General features: G+C 61.6%; 17 protein-coding genes. 15 read left to right on the forward strand and 2 right to left on the reverse strand.

The window, feature by feature from the left end; genetic code table 11:
- Positions 1–35 precede the first annotated feature (35 nt).
- The 15 genes from ACMGF8_RS24980 to ACMGF8_RS25050 all read left to right on the forward strand — a co-directional run bounded on the left by ACMGF8_RS24980 (position 36) and on the right by ACMGF8_RS25050 (position 15,877).
- A complete protein-coding gene (locus tag ACMGF8_RS24980; RefSeq protein ID WP_011062185.1) occupies positions 36–449 on the forward strand; it encodes an NADH-quinone oxidoreductase subunit A in 414 nt (137 codons plus the stop codon).
- A gap of 10 nt (positions 450–459) precedes the next feature.
- Complete coding sequence (locus tag ACMGF8_RS24985; protein WP_011062186.1) at positions 460–1,134, forward strand: NuoB/complex I 20 kDa subunit family protein; 675 nt, start codon at positions 460–462, stop codon at positions 1,132–1,134.
- Positions 1,135–1,204: 70 nt separating this feature from the next.
- The gene (nuoC, locus tag ACMGF8_RS24990; RefSeq protein ID WP_102864719.1) at positions 1,205–2,986 is read left to right on the forward strand and encodes an NADH-quinone oxidoreductase subunit C/D; all 1,782 of its coding nucleotides are present in this window, start codon (positions 1,205–1,207) and stop codon (positions 2,984–2,986) included.
- 2 nt (positions 2,987–2,988) lie between these two features.
- Positions 2,989–3,486, forward strand: coding sequence for an NADH-quinone oxidoreductase subunit NuoE (gene nuoE / locus ACMGF8_RS24995; RefSeq protein ID WP_011062188.1), 498 nt, complete (start codon positions 2,989–2,991; stop codon positions 3,484–3,486).
- The gene (nuoF, locus tag ACMGF8_RS25000; protein WP_416757569.1) at positions 3,483–4,838 is read left to right on the forward strand and encodes an NADH-quinone oxidoreductase subunit NuoF; all 1,356 of its coding nucleotides are present in this window, start codon (positions 3,483–3,485) and stop codon (positions 4,836–4,838) included. Before nuoE ends, nuoF begins: the two co-directional genes overlap by 4 nt.
- A 137-nt stretch (positions 4,839–4,975) precedes the next feature.
- Complete coding sequence (gene nuoG, locus ACMGF8_RS25005) at positions 4,976–7,690, forward strand: NADH-quinone oxidoreductase subunit NuoG (protein ID WP_416757571.1); 2,715 nt, start codon at positions 4,976–4,978, stop codon at positions 7,688–7,690.
- Complete coding sequence (gene nuoH, locus ACMGF8_RS25010) at positions 7,687–8,694, forward strand: NADH-quinone oxidoreductase subunit NuoH (RefSeq protein WP_102864716.1); 1,008 nt, start codon at positions 7,687–7,689, stop codon at positions 8,692–8,694. The genes nuoG and nuoH overlap by 4 nt, the downstream gene beginning before the upstream one ends.
- An 11-nt stretch (positions 8,695–8,705) precedes the next feature.
- Entirely contained in the window at positions 8,706–9,254 is a 549-nt protein-coding gene (gene nuoI / locus ACMGF8_RS25015) for an NADH-quinone oxidoreductase subunit NuoI (protein WP_003223795.1), read from the forward strand.
- Positions 9,255–9,263: 9 nt separating this feature from the next.
- The gene (gene nuoJ / locus ACMGF8_RS25020; protein ID WP_102864715.1) at positions 9,264–9,764 is read left to right on the forward strand and encodes an NADH-quinone oxidoreductase subunit J; all 501 of its coding nucleotides are present in this window, start codon (positions 9,264–9,266) and stop codon (positions 9,762–9,764) included.
- Positions 9,765–9,768: 4 nt separating this feature from the next.
- Complete coding sequence (nuoK, locus tag ACMGF8_RS25025; protein ID WP_016964784.1) at positions 9,769–10,092, forward strand: NADH-quinone oxidoreductase subunit NuoK; 324 nt, start codon at positions 9,769–9,771, stop codon at positions 10,090–10,092.
- Positions 10,089–11,942, forward strand: coding sequence for an NADH-quinone oxidoreductase subunit L (gene nuoL, locus ACMGF8_RS25030; protein ID WP_102864714.1), 1,854 nt, complete (start codon positions 10,089–10,091; stop codon positions 11,940–11,942). The genes nuoK and nuoL overlap by 4 nt, the downstream gene beginning before the upstream one ends.
- Positions 11,943–11,981: 39 nt before the next feature.
- Positions 11,982–13,514 carry an NADH-quinone oxidoreductase subunit M gene (nuoM, locus tag ACMGF8_RS25035; RefSeq protein WP_416757575.1) on the forward strand — a complete coding sequence of 511 codons (1,533 nt, stop codon included), beginning with the start codon at positions 11,982–11,984 and terminating at the stop codon, positions 13,512–13,514.
- Between the two features lie 7 nt (positions 13,515–13,521).
- On the forward strand, positions 13,522–14,985 hold the full coding sequence (nuoN, locus tag ACMGF8_RS25040; RefSeq protein ID WP_015636299.1) for an NADH-quinone oxidoreductase subunit NuoN: 1,464 nt from the start codon (positions 13,522–13,524) through the stop codon (positions 14,983–14,985).
- Positions 14,986–15,222: 237 nt separating this feature from the next.
- Positions 15,223–15,573 carry a toxin gene (locus ACMGF8_RS25045; protein WP_416757578.1) on the forward strand — a complete coding sequence of 117 codons (351 nt, stop codon included), beginning with the start codon at positions 15,223–15,225 and terminating at the stop codon, positions 15,571–15,573.
- The gene (locus ACMGF8_RS25050; RefSeq protein ID WP_102864712.1) at positions 15,560–15,877 is read left to right on the forward strand and encodes a helix-turn-helix domain-containing protein; all 318 of its coding nucleotides are present in this window, start codon (positions 15,560–15,562) and stop codon (positions 15,875–15,877) included. The genes ACMGF8_RS25045 and ACMGF8_RS25050 overlap by 14 nt, the downstream gene beginning before the upstream one ends.
- A gap of 68 nt (positions 15,878–15,945) precedes the next feature.
- Here ACMGF8_RS25050 and cysS read toward each other — a convergent pair whose 3' ends face one another.
- Both cysS and ACMGF8_RS25060 read right to left on the reverse strand, forming a co-directional pair.
- Positions 15,946–17,328: a cysteine--tRNA ligase gene (cysS, locus tag ACMGF8_RS25055; protein WP_102864711.1), complete on the reverse strand. Its 1,383-nt coding sequence runs from the start codon at positions 17,326–17,328 to the stop codon at positions 15,946–15,948.
- A gap of 18 nt (positions 17,329–17,346) precedes the next feature.
- A complete protein-coding gene (locus ACMGF8_RS25060; RefSeq protein WP_102864710.1) occupies positions 17,347–19,047 on the reverse strand; it encodes a glutamine--tRNA ligase/YqeY domain fusion protein in 1,701 nt (566 codons plus the stop codon).
- Positions 19,048–19,270 lie beyond the last annotated feature (223 nt).

Genomic DNA, 19,270 nt, shown 5'->3' on the forward strand with positions numbered 1-19,270 from the left:
TCAGAGACTCTTGCTCTCTGTTAAGGATTACCAGCATGCCCGAAGCGACAGGACTCATGGCCCACAACTGGGGCTTTGCCATTTTCCTTCTGGGTGTTGTCGGCCTTTGTGCCTTCATGCTCGGCGTCTCCAGCCTCCTCGGGTCAAAAGCCTGGGGCCGCAGCAAAAACGAACCGTTCGAGTCCGGCATGCTACCTACCGGTGGCGCCCGCTTGCGGCTCTCAGCCAAATTCTATCTGGTCGCGATGCTCTTCGTGATCTTCGATATCGAAGCCCTCTTTCTCTTTGCCTGGTCTGTGTCCGTCCGCGAAAGCGGCTGGACCGGATTCGTCGAAGCTCTCGTTTTCATAGCAATTCTGTTGGCAGGTCTTGTCTACCTTTGGCGAGTGGGGGCTCTTGACTGGGCTCCGGAAGGTCGTCGTAAGCGGCAGGCGAAGCTAAAACAATGAGGCTTTGGCGATGCAATACAATCTCACCAGGATCGACCCCGATGCTCCTAACGATCAGTACCCGATCGGCGAACGGGAAACCGTTTCCGATCCGTTAGAGGATCAGGTCCACAAAAACATCTTCATGGGCAAGCTGGAAGACGTGCTGAGCGGCGCGGTCAACTGGGGGCGTAAGAACTCCCTGTGGCCGTACAACTTCGGTCTGTCCTGCTGCTACGTGGAAATGACCACTGCCTTCACGGCGCCCCACGACATCGCGCGCTTTGGCGCCGAGGTTATCCGGGCATCGCCGCGTCAGGCGGATTTCATGGTTATTGCCGGCACCTGCTTCATCAAGATGGCGCCGATCATCCAGCGTCTCTATGAGCAAATGCTCGAGCCTAAATGGGTTATCTCCATGGGTTCGTGCGCCAACTCCGGTGGCATGTACGACATCTACTCCGTAGTTCAGGGGGTGGACAAGTTCCTGCCCGTGGACGTCTACGTACCTGGCTGCCCGCCCCGCCCCGAAGCATTCCTGCAAGGCTTGATGCTGTTGCAAGAATCCATTGGCCAGGAGCGTCGCCCACTGTCCTGGGTCGTCGGTGATCAAGGCGTATATCGCGCCGAGATGCCGTCGCAAAAGGAGCAGCGCCGCGAACAGCGTATTCAGGTCACCAACCTGCGCAGCCCTGACGAAGTCTGATCCAGATCTGTTCTGACAAAGAAACGACACTGGCTTCACTCTTTACGTTGACCGAAAGCGATAAAAAACCATGACTACAGGCAGTGCTCTGTACATCCCGCCTTATAAGGCTGACGACCAGGATGTGGTCGTCGAACTCAATAACCGTTTTGGCCCTGAGGCGTTCACCGCCCAGGCCACCCGTACCGGCATGCCGGTGCTGTGGGTTACCCGCTCCAAACTCGTTGAAATCCTGACCTTCCTGCGCAACCTGCCCAAGCCGTACGTCATGCTCTATGACCTGCATGGCGTGGACGAGCGCCTGCGCACCAAGCGTCAAGGCCTGCCGAGTGCCGATTTCAGCGTGTTCTACCACTTGCTGTCGATCGAACGTAACAGCGACGTGATGATCAAGGTGGCCCTGTCCGAAGGCGACCTCAGTCTGCCGACCGTGACCGGTATCTGGCCCAATGCCAACTGGTACGAGCGTGAAGTCTGGGACATGTTCGGCATCGACTTTGCCGGCCACCCTCACCTTTCGCGGATCATGATGCCGCCGACCTGGGAAGGTCACCCGCTGCGCAAGGACTTCCCGGCCCGCGCCACCGAGTTCGACCCGTTCAGCCTGACCCTGGCCAAGCAGCAGTTGGAAGAAGAAGCCGCGCGCTTCCGTCCAGAAGACTGGGGCATGAAGCGTTCCGGTGCCAACGAGGACTATATGTTCCTCAACCTGGGCCCGAACCACCCGTCTGCCCACGGTGCGTTCCGCATCATCCTGCAGCTGGACGGTGAAGAGATCGTCGACTGCGTTCCGGACATCGGCTACCACCACCGTGGTGCTGAGAAAATGGCCGAGCGTCAGTCCTGGCACAGCTTCATCCCTTACACCGACCGTATCGACTACCTCGGCGGGGTGATGAACAACCTGCCGTACGTGCTCTCGGTCGAGAAGCTGGCCGGCATCAAGGTACCGGAGAAGGTCGACGTCATCCGCATCATGATGGCCGAGTTCTTCCGCATCACCAGCCACCTGCTGTTCCTGGGTACCTACATCCAGGACGTCGGTGCCATGACTCCGGTGTTCTTCACCTTCACCGACCGTCAGCGTGCCTACACCGTGATCGAAGCCATCACCGGCTTCCGTCTGCACCCGGCCTGGTACCGCATCGGCGGCGTCGCCCACGACCTGCCCCGCGGCTGGGAAAAGCTGGTCAAGGACTTCGTCGAATGGCTGCCCAAACGCCTCGACGAGTACACCAAGGCTGCCCTGCAGAACAGCATCCTCAAGGGTCGGACCATCGGTGTCGCCGCCTACAACACCAAGGAGGCCCTGGAGTGGGGCGTCACCGGTGCCGGCCTGCGTTCCACCGGCTGCGATTTCGACCTGCGCAAGGCCCGTCCGTACTCCGGCTACGAGAACTTCGAGTTCGAAGTTCCACTGGCGGCCAACGGTGACGCCTACGACCGCTGCATGGTTCGCGTCGAGGAGATGCGCCAGAGCATCAAGATCATCGACCAGTGCCTGCGCAACATGCCGGAAGGCCCGTATAAGGCGGATCACCCGCTGACCACGCCGCCGCCGAAAGAGCGCACCCTGCAGCACATCGAAACCTTGATCACGCACTTCCTGCAGGTTTCGTGGGGCCCGGTGATGCCGGCCAACGAATCCTTCCAGATGATCGAAGCGACCAAGGGCATCAACAGTTATTACCTGACGAGCGATGGCGGCACCATGAGCTACCGCACCCGGATTCGCACCCCAAGCTTCGCCCACCTGCAGCAGATCCCTTCGGTGATCCGCGGCAGCATGGTCGCGGACTTGATCGCGTACCTGGGTAGTATCGACTTCGTTATGGCCGACGTGGACCGCTAAGCATGAACAGCACGCTTATCCAGACAGACCGTTTCGCCCTGAGCGAAACAGAGCGCTCGGCCATCGAGCACGAGATGCATCACTACGAAGACCCGCGCGCGGCGTCGATCGAAGCCCTGAAGATCGTCCAGAAGGAACGTGGCTGGGTGCCGGACGGCGCGGTCTACGCCATCGGCGAGATCCTTGGCATCCCCGCCAGCGACGTTGAAGGCGTGGCGACGTTCTACAGCCAGATCTTCCGTCAGCCAGTGGGCCGCCACATCATTCGCGTCTGCGACAGCATGGTCTGCTACATCGGCGGCCACGAGTCCGTGGTCAGCCAGATTCAGAGCGAGCTGGGCATCGGCCTCGGCCAGACCACCGCCGATGGCCGCTTCACCCTGCTGCCGGTGTGCTGCCTGGGCAACTGCGACAAGGCCCCGGCGCTGATGATCGACGACGACACTTTCGGCGACGTACAGCCTGCTGGCGTGGCCAAACTGTTGGAGGGCTACGTATGACCCTGACCTCTTTCGGCCCTGCGAACCGCATTGCGCGTACCGCAGAAACCCACCCCCTGACCTGGCGTCTGCGTGACGACGGCGAGCCGGTATGGTTCGACGAGTACCAGGCCAAGAACGGTTACGCGGCGGCGCGCAAGGCTTTCGCCGACCTGTCCCAGGACGACATCGTCCAGACCGTCAAGGATGCCGGCCTCAAGGGTCGCGGCGGTGCGGGCTTCCCCACTGGCGTGAAGTGGGGCCTGATGCCCAAAGACGAATCCATGAACATCCGCTACCTGCTGTGCAACGCGGACGAAATGGAACCCAACACCTGGAAGGACCGCATGCTGATGGAGCAACTGCCCCATCTGCTGATCGAAGGCATGCTGATCAGTGCCCGTGCACTGAAGACCTACCGCGGCTACATCTTCCTGCGCGGCGAATACACCACCGCCGCCAAGCACCTGCGGCGTGCCGTGGAGGAAGCCAAGGCCGCCGGCCTGTTGGGCAAGAACATCCTGGGCAGCGGTTTCGATTTCGAGCTGTTCGTCCACACCGGCGCCGGGCGTTACATCTGCGGTGAAGAAACCGCACTGATCAACTCCCTGGAAGGCCGTCGCGCCAACCCACGCTCCAAGCCGCCCTTCCCTGCTGCCGTAGGCGTGTGGGGCAAGCCGACGTGCGTGAACAACGTCGAGACCCTGTGCAACGTGCCGGCGATCATCGGCGACGGCGTGGAGTGGTACAAATCCCTGGCCCGCGAAGGCAGCGAAGACCACGGCACCAAGCTGATGGGCTTCTCCGGCAAAGTGAAGAACCCTGGCCTGTGGGAGCTGCCCTTCGGCGTAACCGCACGCGAGCTGTTCGAAGACTACGCCGGCGGCATGCGCGACGGCTTCAAGCTCAAGTGCTGGCAGCCCGGCGGCGCCGGTACCGGCTTCCTGCTGCCGGAACACCTGGATGCGCAAATGTACGCCGGCGGCATCGCCAAAGTGGGCACCCGCATGGGTACCGGCCTGGCCATGGCGGTGGACGACAGCGTCAACATGGTGTCGCTGCTGCGCAACATGGAGCAATTCTTCGCCCGTGAATCCTGCGGCTTCTGCACCCCTTGCCGTGATGGCCTGCCATGGAGCGTCAAACTGCTGATGGCTCTGGAGAACGGCCAGGGCCAGCAAGGCGACATCGAGACCCTGCTGGGTCTGGTGGGGTTCCTCGGCCCAGGCAAGACCTTCTGTGCTCACGCACCGGGTGCCGTGGAGCCTTTGGGCAGTGCCATCAAGTATTTCCGTCCAGAGTTCGAAGCCGGCATCGCGCCCACCAGCGCCGCCGTCCCGCCTCTGGCCCGACCGATCGTAGTCGGCGCGTAACACTTAGATGAGGGCGCAGGGTCCGTGCCCTGCGCTCGACGTGCGATGACGCCGTGAACGGCTGTGTTGACTCGCACGCATAACAAGATTCCATTAGCCACGCCCGCTGACACCGGGCCAACGAAGAACTTTGAACCATGGCCACTATCCACGTAGACGGCAAAGCGCTCGAAGTCGATGGGGCGGACAACCTGTTACAGGCTTGTCTGTCACTAGGCCTCGACATCCCTTATTTCTGCTGGCACCCCGCTCTCGGTAGCGTTGGTGCCTGTCGCCAGTGCGCGGTCAAGCAGTACACCGACGAGAACGACACCCGTGGTCGTATCGTCATGTCCTGCATGACCCCAGCCACTGACAACACCTGGATCTCCATCGACGATGAAGAATCCAAGGCCTTCCGCGCCAGCGTTGTCGAATGGCTGATGACCAACCACCCCCACGACTGCCCGGTCTGTGAGGAAGGCGGTCACTGCCACCTGCAAGACATGACGGTGATGACCGGCCACAACGAGCGCCGTTATCGCTTCACCAAGCGCACCCACCAGAACCAGGACCTCGGCCCGTTCATTTCCCACGAAATGAACCGCTGCATCGCCTGCTATCGCTGCGTGCGCTTCTACAAGGACTACGCCGGCGGCACCGACCTGGGCGTCTACGGCGCCCACGACAACGTGTACTTCGGTCGTGTTGAAGACGGCACCCTGGAAAGCGAGTTCTCCGGCAACCTCACCGAGGTCTGCCCGACCGGTGTGTTCACCGACAAGACTCACTCCGAGCGCTACAACCGCAAGTGGGACATGCAGTTCTCGCCGAGCATCTGCCATGGCTGCTCCAGCGGTTGCAACATCTCCCCGGGTGAGCGCTACGGCGAGCTGCGGCGCATCGAGAACCGCTACAACGGTTCGGTGAACCAGTATTTCCTCTGCGACCGTGGCCGTTTCGGCTACGGCTACGTCAACCGCAAGGACCGTCCGCGCCAGCCACGACTGGCCGATGGCACCAAGCTGACTCTGGACCAGGCCCTGGACCAGGCGGCCGACCTGCTGCGCGGTCGCAACATCGTCGGTATCGGCTCGCCTCGCGCCAGCCTGGAAAGCAACTACGCCCTGCGTGAGCTGGTCGGTGCCGAGCACTTCTACAGTGGTATCGAAGCTTCTGAACTGGAGCGCATCCGCCTGGTTCTGCAGGTGCTGAACGACAGTCCGCTGCCGGTTCCGAACATGCGCGAGATCGAAGACCACGATGCCATCTTCGTCCTTGGCGAAGACCTGACCCAAACCGCCGCACGCATGGCCCTGGCCCTGCGCCAGTCGGTCAAGGGCAAGGCAGAGGAAATGGCCGACGCCATGCGCGTCCAGCCTTGGCTCGACGCCGCCGTGAAGAACATCGGCCAGCACGCGCTGAACCCGCTGTTCATTGCCAGCCTGGCTGAAACCAAGCTCGACGACGTCGCCGAGGAGTGTGTACACGCCGCTCCGGACGACCTGGCGCGCATCGGTTTCGCCGTGGCCCACGCCATCGACGCCAGCGCCCCTGCCGTGGAAGGCCTGGACAGCGAAGCCCTGGAACTGGCCAAGCGTATTGCCGAAGCTCTGCTGGCGGCCAAGCGCCCACTGATCATTTCCGGTACATCCCTGGGCTCCAAGGCGCTGATCGAAGCTGCAGCGAACATCGCCAAAGCCTTGAAGCTGCGCGACAAAGCCGGCTCCATCAGCCTGATCGTGCCAGAGGCCAACAGCCTCGGCCTGGCCATGCTCGGTGGCGAATCCGTGGACGCGGCCCTGCAGGCGGTGATCGACGGTAAGGCCGACGCCATCGTGGTCCTGGAAAACGACCTGTACACCCGCACCGACGCAGCCAAGGTGGATGCCGCACTGAACGCGGCGAAGGTGGTGATCGTTGCCGATCATCAACAGACCGCCACCGTGGAGCGCGCGCATCTGGTGCTGTCGGCGGCCAGCTTCGCCGAAGGCGACGGCACCCTGGTCAGCCAGGAAGGTCGCGCCCAGCGCTTCTTCCAGGTCTTCGATCCGACCTACCTGGACGCCAGCATCATGGTCCACGAAGGCTGGCGCTGGCTGCATGCCCTGCGCAGCACTCTGCTGAACAAGCCGGTGGACTGGACCCAGCTGGACCACGTGACCGCTGCCTGTGCCGCGAGCACCCCGCAACTGGCTTCCATCATCGACGCGGCACCTTCCGCAGCGTTCCGTATCAAAGGCCTGAAACTGGCCCGCGAACCGCTGCGCTACAGCGGCCGTACCGCCATGCGCGCCAACCAGAGCGTGCATGAACCGCGCACCCCGCAAGACCCGGATACCGCCTTCGCCTACTCCATGGAAGGTTACTCGGGCTCCGCCGAACCGCGCTCGCAAGTGCCGTTCGCCTGGTCGCCGGGTTGGAACTCGCCGCAAGCCTGGAACAAGTTCCAGGACGAAGTCGGCGGCCATCTGCGTGCCGGTGATCCGGGTACTCGCCTGATCGAAAGCCAGGGCGACCGTCTCAACTGGTTCGCCAGCGTACCGCGGGCCTTCTCTCCGGCTCAGGGCACCTGGCAAGCGGTGCCGTTCTATCACCTGTTCGGCAGCGAAGAGAACTCTTCGAAAGCCGCTCCGGTACAGGAACGCATTCCGGCGGCCTACGTGGCCCTGGCCAAGTCCGAAGCCGATCGCCTGGGTGTCAACGACGGTGCCCTGCTCGCGGTGAACGTAGCCGGCCAGACCCTGCGTCTGCCACTGCGCATCAACGAAGAGCTGGGTGCTGGCCTGGTGGGCCTGCCTGCCGGTCTGGCGGGGATTCCTCCGGCGTTCTTTGGCAAATCCGTTGACGGTCTGCAGGAGGCGGCGCAATGAGTTGGTTTACCCCTGAAGTGATCGACGTGATCCTGACGGTCGTCAAGGCCGTCGTGATCCTGCTGGCGGTGGTCATCGCCGGTGCGCTGCTGAGCTTCGTCGAACGTCGCCTGCTGGGCTGGTGGCAGGACCGTTACGGTCCGAACCGCGTTGGCCCGTTCGGCATGTTCCAGATCGCCGCCGACATGCTGAAGATGTTCTTCAAGGAAGACTGGACCCCGCCGTTTGCCGACAAGGTGATCTTCACCCTGGCACCGGTGGTCGCCATGTCTGCCCTGCTGATCGCCTTCGCGATCATCCCGATCACCCCGACCTGGGGCGTCGCGGACCTGAACATCGGCCTGCTGTTCTTCTTCGCCATGGCTGGCCTGTCGGTCTACGCGGTGCTGTTCGCCGGCTGGTCGAGTAACAACAAGTTCGCCCTGCTGGGCAGCTTGCGGGCCTCGGCCCAGACCGTGTCCTACGAAGTGTTCATGGGCCTGGCGCTGATGGGCATCGTGGCTCAGGTCGGTTCCTTCAACATGCGCGACATCGTCGAGTACCAGGCGCAGAACCTGTGGTTCATCATTCCGCAGTTCTTCGGCTTCTGTACCTTCTTCATCGCTGGCGTGGCCGTGACTCACCGTCACCCCTTCGACCAGCCGGAAGCGGAGCAGGAACTGGCCGACGGTTACCACATTGAATACGCCGGCATGAAATGGGGCATGTTCTTCGTTGGTGAGTACATCGGCATCATCTTGATCTCGGCACTGTTGGTCACCCTGTTCTTCGGTGGCTGGCACGGTCCGTTCGGCATCCTGCCGCAACTGTCCTTCGTCTGGTTCGCCTTGAAGACCGCGTTCTTCATCATGCTGTTCATCCTGCTGCGCGCCTCTATCCCGCGCCCGCGTTATGACCAGGTGATGGACTTCAGCTGGAAATTCTGCCTGCCGCTGACCCTGATCAATTTGCTGGTGACCGCTGCGCTTGTGTTGTTGAACACGCCTGCGGGCGCGGTTCAGTGAGGATTTGACCCATGTTCAAATATATTGGCGACATCGTTAAGGGTACTGGTACCCAGTTGCGCAGCCTGGTGATGGTGTTCGGTCACGGCTTTCGCAAACGCGACACCCTGCAATACCCCGAAGAGCCGGTGTACCTGCCGCCACGCTACCGTGGCCGTATCGTCCTGACTCGCGACCCCGATGGCGAAGAGCGTTGCGTAGCCTGCAACCTGTGCGCCGTGGCCTGCCCTGTGGGTTGCATCTCGCTGCAGAAAGCTGAAACCGAAGACGGTCGCTGGTACCCGGACTTCTTCCGCATCAACTTCTCACGCTGCATTTTCTGCGGTCTCTGCGAGGAAGCCTGTCCGACCACCGCAATCCAGCTAACACCGGATTTCGAGATGGCCGAGTTCAAACGTCAGGACCTGGTTTACGAGAAAGAGGATCTCTTGATCTCCGGTCCCGGAAAGAACCCTGACTACAACTTCTATCGTGTTGCAGGTATGGCCATTGCCGGTAAGCCAAAAGGCTCCGCGCAGAATGAAGCCGAGCCGATCAACGTGAAGAGCTTGCTGCCTTAAGGAAGAACGATGGAATTCGCTTTCTATTTCGCATCAGGTGTTGCCGTTGTTTCCACGCTGCGCGTGGTCACCAACACCAACCCTGTGCACGCCCTGCTCTACCTGATCATTTCGTTGATCGCCGTGGCCATGACCTTCTTCAGCCTCGGCGCACCGTTCGCCGGTGCCCTGGAAGTGATCGCCTACGCCGGCGCCATCATGGTGCTGTTCGTGTTCGTGGTGATGATGCTCAACCTCGGCCCGGCCGCGGCCCAGCAAGAGCGCATCTGGCTCACGCCCGGCATCTGGATCGGCCCGGTGATTCTCGCCGCCCTGCTGCTGGCTGAACTGCTGTACGTATTGTTCAGCCACCAGAGCGGTGCCGGTATCGGTCAAACCACCGTCGACGCCAAGGCCGTGGGCATCAGCCTGTTCGGCCCTTACCTGCTGGTGGTCGAACTCGCCTCGATGCTGCTGCTCGCCGCAGCCGTCACGGCGTTCCACTTGGGCCGCAACGAGGCGAAGGAGTAACACGATGCCTACTATCCCTCTCGGTACTATCCCGATGGAACATGGCCTGGCAGTTGCCGGCATCCTGTTCTGCCTCGGTCTGGTCGGCCTGATGGTCCGCCGTAACATCCTCTTCGTATTGATGAGCCTGGAAGTGATGATGAACGCCTCGGCATTGGCCTTCATCGTTGCGGGCGCCCGCTGGGCGCAACCGGATGGACAAGTGATGTTCATCCTGGTGATCAGCCTGGCAGCCGCCGAGGCCAGTATTGGCCTGGCGATCCTGCTGCAGCTGTACCGCCGCTTCCACACTCTCGATATCGATGCAGCCAGCGAGATGCGCGGATGAACCTTCTCTTTCTGACTTTCGTATTCCCCCTGATCGGTTTCCTGCTGCTGTCGTTCTCCCGGGGACGCCTCTCGGAAAACCTCTCGGCCCTGATCGGCGTCGGCTCCATTGGCCTATCGGCCATCGTGGCCGCCTACGTGATCTGGCAATTCAACGTCGCGCCGCCCGAGGGTGGTCACTACACCCAGGTGCTGTGGCAGTGGATGTCGGTGGACGGTTTCGCGCCGAACTTCGCCCTGTACCTGGATGGTCTGTCCGTGACCATGCTGGGTGTGGTGGTGGGCGTGGGCTTTTTGATCCACCTGTTCGCGTCCTGGTACATGCGCGGTGAAGCCGGCTACTCGCGCTTCTTCGCCTACACCAACCTGTTTATCGCCAGCATGCTGTTCCTGGTGCTGGGCGATAACCTGTTGTTCCTGTACTTCGGCTGGGAAGGCGTGGGCCTGTGCTCCTACCTGTTGATCGGTTTCTACTACAGCAACCGCAACAACGGTAATGCCGCACTCAAGGCCTTTATCGTCACCCGTATCGGCGACGTGTTCATGGCCATCGGCCTGTTCATTCTGTTCCAACAGGTGGGCACGCTGAACGTCCAGGAACTGCTGGTGCTGGCACCGCAGAAATTCCAGGCCGGCGACTTCTGGATCACCCTGGCGACCCTGATGCTGCTGGGCGGCGCCGTGGGCAAATCCGCACAACTGCCGCTGCAGACCTGGCTGGCGGACGCGATGGCCGGTCCGACCCCGGTTTCGGCACTGATCCACGCCGCGACCATGGTCACCGCCGGCGTCTACCTGATCGCCCGTACCCACGGTCTGTTCACCCTGGCGCCGGAAATCCTGCACCTGGTGGGCCTGGTGGGTGGCGTGACCCTGGTACTGGCCGGCTTCGCCGCGCTGGTGCAGACCGACATCAAGCGGATCCTCGCCTACTCCACCATGAGCCAGATCGGCTACATGTTCCTGGCCCTGGGCGTTGGCGCCTGGGACGGTGCGATCTTCCACCTGATGACCCACGCCTTCTTCAAGGCCCTGCTGTTCCTGGCTTCCGGTGCGGTGATCGTTGCCTGCCACCACGAGCAGAACATCTTCAAAATGGGCGGCCTGTGGAAGAAATTGCCTCTGGCCTACGCCAGCTTCATCGTCGGTGGTGCAGCCCTGGCGGCCCTGCCTCTGGTGACCGCGGGCTTCTATTCCAAGGACGAGATCCTCTGGGAAGCCTTCGCCAGCGGCAACCACGGCCTGCTGTACGCCGGCCTGGTGGGTGCGTTCATGACCTCGCTGTATACCTTCCGCCTGATCTTCATCACCTTCCACGGTGAAGCCAAGACCGAAGCCCACGCCGGCCACGGGATTTCCCACTGGCTGCCGCTGGTGGTGCTGATCGTGCTGTCCACCGGGATCGGCGCGATGATCACTCCGCCCCTGCATGGTGTACTGCCGCTGAGCGTCGGTCATGCCGGTGGCGAAGCCAAGCACAGCCTGGAAATCGCCTCGGGCGCCATCGCCCTGGCCGGTATCCTGCTGGCCGCCCTGTTGTTCCTTGGCAAGCGTCGCGTTGTGACCGCCATCGCCAACAGCGGCATCGGGCGTCTGCTCTCGGCCTGGTGGTTCGCCGCCTGGGGCTTCGACTGGATCTACGACAAACTGTTCGTCAAGCCATACCTGGCCATCAGCCATGTACTGCGCAAGGACCCGCTCGATCAGACCATCGGTTTGATCCCGCGTATGGCCAAAGGGGGTCACAACTCCCTGAGCCGTACCGAGACCGGTCAACTGCGTTGGTACGCCGCCTCGATGGCAGCCGGTGCCGTGCTGGTCATCGGCGCCATTGTGCTGGTAGCGGTCTGATATGAACCTTGCGAACTTGCGAAAGGAATTGAGCCCGTCATGATTCTGCCTTGGCTAATCCTGATCCCCTTCATCGGCGGCCTGCTGTGCTGGCTGGGTGAGCGCTTCGGCGCCACCCTCCCCCGCTGGATTGCGCTGTTGACCATGACCCTGGAACTCGCTCTCGGCCTCTGGCTGTGGGCCCACGGTAACTATTCATATGCTCCGGCGCCTGGCGCCGATCCAACTTGGGCCATCGAGTTCAAGCATGTCTGGATCGAGCGCTTCGGCATCAACGTGCACCTGGCCCTGGACGGCCTGTCGCTGTTGATGATCCTGCTGACCGGCCTGCTGGGTATCCTCTCGGTACTCTGCTCCTGGAAAGAGATTCAGCGTCACGTGGGCTTCTTCCACCTGAACCTGATGTGGATCCTGGGCGGTGTGGTCGGCGTGTTCCTCGCGCTGGACCTGTTCATGTTCTTCTTCTTCTGGGAAATGATGCTGGTGCCGATGTACTTCCTCATCGCGCTCTGGGGTCACAGTTCGGCAGACGGCAAGAAAACCCGGATTTACGCAGCAACCAAGTTCTTCATCTTCACTCAGGCTTCCGGCCTGATCATGCTGGTGGCGATCCTGGGCCTGGTGCTGGTCAACTTCAACAACACCGGGGTGATCACCTTCGATTACGCCCAGCTGCTGAAGAGCAAGATGTCCACCGCCACCGAGTACATCCTGATGCTCGGCTTCTTCATCGCCTTCGCGGTGAAGCTGCCGGTGGTGCCGTTCCACTCCTGGCTGCCTGACGCTCACGCCCAGGCACCGACCGCCGGTTCCGTGGACCTGGCGGGTATCCTGTTGAAGACGGCGGCCTATGGCCTGCTGCGTTTCGCCCTGCCGCTGTTCCCCAATGCTTCGGCAGAGTTCGCACCGATCGCCATGACCCTGGGTCTGATCGGCATCTTCTACGGCGCCTTCCTGGCCTTCGCCCAGACCGACATCAAGCGTCTGATCGCCTTCTCCAGCGTTTCCCACATGGGCTTCGTGCTGATCGGGATCTACTCCGGCAGCCAGCAGGCCCTGCAGGGCGCGGTGATCCAGATGCTGGCCCACGGTGTTTCGGCAGCCGCGCTGTTTATCCTCAGCGGCCAGTTGTACGAACGCACCCATACCCGCGACATGCGTGAAATGGGCGGCCTGTGGTCGCGTATCGCCTACCTGCCGGCTATCAGCCTGTTCTTTGCAGCCGCCTCTCTCGGCCTGCCGGGCACCGGCAACTTCGTCGGCGAGTTCCTGATCCTGATTGGTACCTTCGTCAGCGCGCCATGGATCACTGCGATCGCGACGTCCGGCCTAGTGTTCGGCTCGGTCTACTCGCTGATCATGATCCACCGTGCCTACTTCGGCCCGTCCAAGTCGGACGCGGTACTGCACGGCATGGATGCTCGCGAACTGATCATGGTGCTGGGACTGGCGGTACTGCTGATCTACATCGGCGTGTACCCGCAACCGTTCCTCGATACCTCTGCCGCCACCATGCATGGCGTGCAGCAATGGCTCAGCACCGCCTTCACTCAACTCGCTTCGGCCCGGTAAGAGCGCTATGGACTTTACGATTCAACACTTTATAGCCCTGGCGCCGCTGCTGATCACCAGCGCCACCCTTGTGGTGGTGATGCTGGCGATCGCCTGGCGGCGCAACCACGCCCAGACCTTCCTGCTGTCGGTGGCCGGTCTGAACCTGGCATTGCTGTCGATTTTCCCGGTGCTGAAAGTGGCACCGCTGGCAGTGACCCCGCTGTTGCAGATCGACCAGTTCGCCTGCCTGTACATGGCCCTGATCCTGGTGGCCACCCTGGCCTGCGTCACCCTGGCCCACGCCTACCTGGGCGACGGCAGCAGCGGTTACCCGGGCAACCGAGAAGAGCTGTACCTGCTGATCCTGCTGGCCGCCGCCGGTGGTCTGGTACTGGTCAGCGCGCAGAACCTGGCCGGCCTGTTCATCGGCCTGGAGCTGCTTTCGGTACCGGTCTACGGCCTGGTGGCCTATGCCTTCTTCAACAAGCGCTCCCTGGAAGCCGGCATCAAGTACATGGTGCTGTCGGCCGCCGGTTCGGGCTTCCTGTTGTTCGGCATGGCCTTGCTCTACGCAGAAGCCGGCAGCCTGAGCTTCAGCGGTATCGGTCAAGCCCTGGCCGCCACTGGGCTGCCAAGCCCGCTGGCGCAACTGGGCCTGGGCATGATGCTGATCGGCCTGGCCTTCAAACTGTCGCTGGTGCCTTTCCACCTGTGGACTCCGGACGTCTACGAAGGCGCCCCGGCCCCGGTCGCCGCCTTCCTGGCCACCGCCAGCAAGGTAGCGGTGTTCGCGGTACTGGTGCGTCTGTTCCAGCTGTCGCCAGTGGCCAGCAGCGGTGTCCTGAGCAACGTGCTGACCGTGATCGCCATCGCCTCGATCCTGGTGGGCAACCTGTTGGCGCTGACCCAGAGCAACCTCAAGCGTCTGCTGGGTTACTCGTCCATCGCTCACTTCGGCTACCTGCTGATCGCCCTGGTGGCGAGCAAGGGCCTGGCCATGGAAGCCATCGGCGTTTACCTGGTCACCTACGTGATCACCAGCCTTGGCGCCTTCGGTGTGATCACCCTGATGTCTTCGCCGTACAAAGGCCGTGATGCCGACGCCCTGTACGAGTACCGCGGCCTGTTCTGGCGCCGTCCGTACCTGACCGCCGTCCTCACCGTGATGATGCTGTCCCTGGCCGGTATCCCGCTGACCGCAGGCTTCATCGGCAAGTTCTACATCATCGCGACCGGTGTCGAAGCGCATCAATGGTGGCTGGTCGGTTCCCTGGTCATGGGCAGCGCCATCGGCGTCTTCTACTACCTGCGAGTGATGGTCACCCTGTACCTGATCGAGCCGAACCTGCGTCGCGTCGATGCCCAACTGCACTGGGAACAGAAAGCCGGTGGCGTCATGCTGCTGGCCATCGCGGTCCTGGCGTTCTTCCTCGGCGTATACCCACAGCCGCTGCTGACCCTGGTCCAGCACTCCGGCCTGGCGGGTTGATCGCTTAGGTTTCAACGCAACAAACAGAACGGCACCTTCGGGTGCCGTTTTGCATTTCAGAGCCCTGCCCTCCCCTCTTCCCAGCGAAACTCGGAATCGCCCTTCCTGTCACGTCGGCCCGCTCCGACATTCAGCCCAATGCCGCAGGCATAGACTGTTGCCAGATCAAACGCGGCGCTCAGCGGGCCTTGACCAAAGCTGCAGCGTCATCCAGTCTATACGCAGGAAGCGTATGAAATGAATGCTCTGTTTATTGAACTACCGGCATTTGCACGATACCGAAAGGACTTCCTTGACGACGAGCTGTTCTGCGAACTGCAGATCGAGTTGCTGCGCCACCCGTACGCAGGGGTTCTGATTCAGGGCACTGGCGGCTTGCGCAAGATGCGTTTCGTCAATGAGCGACGCAACAAGGGCAGGCGTGGCGGGCTGAGGGTGATCTATTACTGGTGGTCCGGAGGGGCGCAGTTCTGGCTCTTCACCCTGTTCGACAAGGAGCAGATGGACGACCTGCTACCGCAGCAGCGACAACAGCTCAAACAACTGCTGGAACGTGAAATCGAGGCCAGAAGACATGACCAAACGTGACATCTTTTCCGAACTGGTAGAAGGCATCGACGCCCTCACCCAGGAACGCCAGGGCAAGATCACCCTGCGCAGCCATAAAGTGAAGCTGGACAAACTGCCCCCCATCACTGCCACCGAGGTGATGAACATCCGCCAGCAACTCAATCTCTCGCGCTCGGTATTCGCCATGTACCTGCGGACCAACACCCGTACCCTGGAAAACTGGGAACAAGGCCGCGCCACACCCAACGCCCAGGCCACGACCTTGATGCGCCTGGTGGAACGCTACCCGGACACAGTGGAGCGCCTCGCCTCGCTGGCCTGATCTGGCACTGTTCGAAGGGCAACAAAAAACCCGCACCAGGCGGGTTTCTTGTTGCAGCAAACGCCAGCTTAGTCAGCCAGGCGCCAGGTCGTACCGCCCTTGCCGTCTTCCAGAATCACGCCCATGGCGGTGATCTGATCGCGAATACGGTCGGACTCAGCCCAATCCTTGTTGGCACGGGCTGCCAGACGGGCCTGGATCAGCGCCTCGACCTGTGCCCCATCGACCCGACCTTCAGCACCGGCCTGCAGGAAGTCATCGGCTTCCAGTTGCAGCACGCCCAGCACGCTGGCCAGCTCTTTCAGACGCGCTGCCAGACCCGCCGCCGCATCGATATCGCTCTCACGCAGGCGGTTGATCTCACGCACCATCTCGAACAGTACGGCACAGGCTTCCGGAGTACCGAAGTCGTCGTTCATCACCTGGGTGAAACGTTCGACGAAGACTTCGCCACCGGCCGGAGCGACCTTTGGCAGACCCTTGAGCGCGTGATAGAAACGCTCCAGCGCGCCCTTGGCGTCCTTGAGGTTGTCTTCCGAGTAGTTGATGGCGCTGCGGTAGTGGCTGGCCACCAGCAGGTAACGCACCACTTCCGGATGGTACTTGTCGAGCACGTCGCGAATGGTGAAGAAGTTGTTCAAGGACTTGGACATCTTCTCGCCATTGATGCGGATCATGCCGCAGTGCATCCAGGCATTGGCGTAGGTCTTGCCGGTCGCCGCCTCGCTCTGGGCAATCTCGTTCTCGTGGTGCGGGAACTCCAGATCGCTGCCACCGCCGTGAATGTCGAAGGTCTCACCCAGGCAGCAGGTGGACATCACCGAGCACTCGATATGCCAGCCCGGACGACCAGCCCCCCACGGCGACTCCCAGCTCGGCTCGCCCGGCTTGGCGGCTTTCCACAGCACGAAGTCCAGCGGGTCCTGCTTCGACTCATCCACTTCGATCCGCGCACCGATGCGCAGGTCTTCGATCTTCTTGCGCGACAGCTTGCCATAGCCCATGAACTTACCGACGCGGTAGTACACGTCGCCATTGCCCGGAGCGTAGGCATAACCCTTGTCGATCAGGGTCTGGATCATCGCGTGCATGCCAGGGATATGGTCGGTGGCCCGCGGTTCCATGTCCGGCTTGCGGATATTCAGCCGCGCCTCGTCCTCGTGCATCGCCGCGATCATACGCTCGGTCAAGGCCTCGAAGGACTCACCGTTCTCATTGGCACGATTGATGATCTTGTCATCGATATCGGTGATGTTGCGCACGTACGTCAGGTCATAACCGCTGAAACGCAGCCAGCGGGTAATCAGGTCGAAGGCCACCATGCTGCGGCCGTGCCCCAGGTGGCAGTAGTCGTACACGGTCATGCCGCACACGTACATGCGCACCTTGTTGCCATCCAAAGGCTTGAAGACTTCTTTGCTCTTGGTGAGCGTGTTGTAGATCGTTAGCACGTTAGTTCCTTGACTGAATCACTGACCCCAGGAGTCGCGCAGGGTCACGGTACGGTTGAATACCGGAGCACCGGGTTTCGAGTCCTTGATATCCGCGCAGAAGTAGCCTTCGCGCTCGAACTGGAAACGGTCTTCCGGCTGTGCGTTGCCCAGCGAGGGTTCGGCACGACAACCAGTGAGCACTTGCAGGGAGTCAGGGTTGATGTTGTCCAGGAAACTCGCGCTGTCCTCGGCCTTCTCCGGGTTCGGAGAACGGAACAGACGATCGTACAGGCGCACTTCGCACTCGACGCTGGCGGCAGCCGGCACCCAGTGGATCACGCCCTTGACCTTGCGGCCTTCAGGGTTCTTGCCCAGGGTGTCCGGATCGTAGGAGCAACGCAGCTCGACGATATTGCCCTCGGCATCCTTGATCGCTTCGTCAGCACGGATCACGTAGCTGCCGCGCAGCCGCACTTCACCGTTGGGCTCCAGGCGCTTGTAGCCCTTTGGCGGCTCTTCCATGAAGTCATCACGGTCGATGTAGATTTCACGGGCGAACGGCAGCTTGCGCACGCCCAGTTCTTCTTTCTGCGGATGACGCGGCAGTTCGAGGTTCTCGACCTGGTCTTCCGGGTAGTTGGTGATCACGACTTTCAACGGACGCAGCACGCACATGGCGCGCGGGGCATTCGCGTCGAGGTCCTGGCGGATGCTGAATTCCAGCATGCCGTAATCGACCACGCCGTCGGAGCGGTTGGTGCCAACCATCTCGCAGAAGTTGCGGATCGATGCCGGGGTGTAGCCGCGGCGGCGGAAGCCCGACAGGGTCGACATGCGCGGGTCGTCCCAACCATTCACGTGCTGCTCGTCCACCAGTTGCTTGAGCTTGCGCTTGCTGGTGATGGTGTAGTTCAGGTTCAGGCGGCTGAATTCGTACTGACGCGGGTGCGCCGGCACTGGCAAGTGCTCGAGGAACCATTCGTACAGCGGACGGTGGCTTTCAAATTCCAGGGTGCAGATCGAATGGGTGATGCCTTCGATGGCGTCCGACTGGCCGTGGGTGAAGTCGTAGTTGGGGTAGATGCACCACTTGTCACCGGTCTGGTGGTGATGGGCATGGCGGATGCGATACATGATCGGGTCGCGCAGGTTCATGTTCGGCGAGGCCATGTCGATCTTGGCCCGCAGCACCCGTGCACCGTCCGGGAATTCGCCGGCACGCATGCGGGCGAACCAGTCCAGGTTCTCTTCAACCGAACGCTCGCGGAACGGGCTGTTCTTGCCCGCTTCGGTGAGGCTACCGCGGTACTCCCTGGCTTGCTCGGGAGTCAGGTCGCAGACGTAGGCCTTGCCTGCCTTGATCAGTTCCACGGCCCAGTCGTGCAGTTGGTCGAAATATTGCGAGGCATAGCGCACTTCACCGGACCACTCAAAGCCCAGCCACTTGACGTCGCTTTCGATGGCGTCGATGTACTCCTGGTCTTCCTTGGCCGGGTTGGTGTCGTCAAAGCGCAGGTGGGTGACACCACCGAACTCCTGAGCCAGGCCGAAATTCACGCAGATCGACTTGGCGTGACCGATGTGCAGGTAACCGTTGGGCTCCGGAGGGAAGCGGGTCACGATCTGTGTGTGCTTACCCGAGTCCAGGTCCGCCTGGATGATCGGGCGCAGGAAGTTGACCGGTACGGCCGGTCCAGTCTTGGAATTCGAGGTAGGGTCGACAGTGGGCTTGCTCATAGGATCCTTGAACGTACAAGTGCGCGGCCGGGTGCGGCCTGATAAATCAAAACGAGTATCATAGCCGATGCTGTCAAGTGCCTGACAGAGCGCAGCTTTAAAACTGCGGCTATTAATAGCGTGCAAGTGAAAAAACAGCCTCGAAATTCATGGCGGTCACGCTAAACTGCGCTCCTTGGCTGCAGGATGGCCAAATCGGTGCGGACCGCATGCGTGCCCCGCC

Source organism: Pseudomonas sp. BNK-7 (genome assembly GCF_048072025.1).
Lineage (GTDB): Bacteria > Pseudomonadota > Gammaproteobacteria > Pseudomonadales > Pseudomonadaceae > Aquipseudomonas > Aquipseudomonas danubii.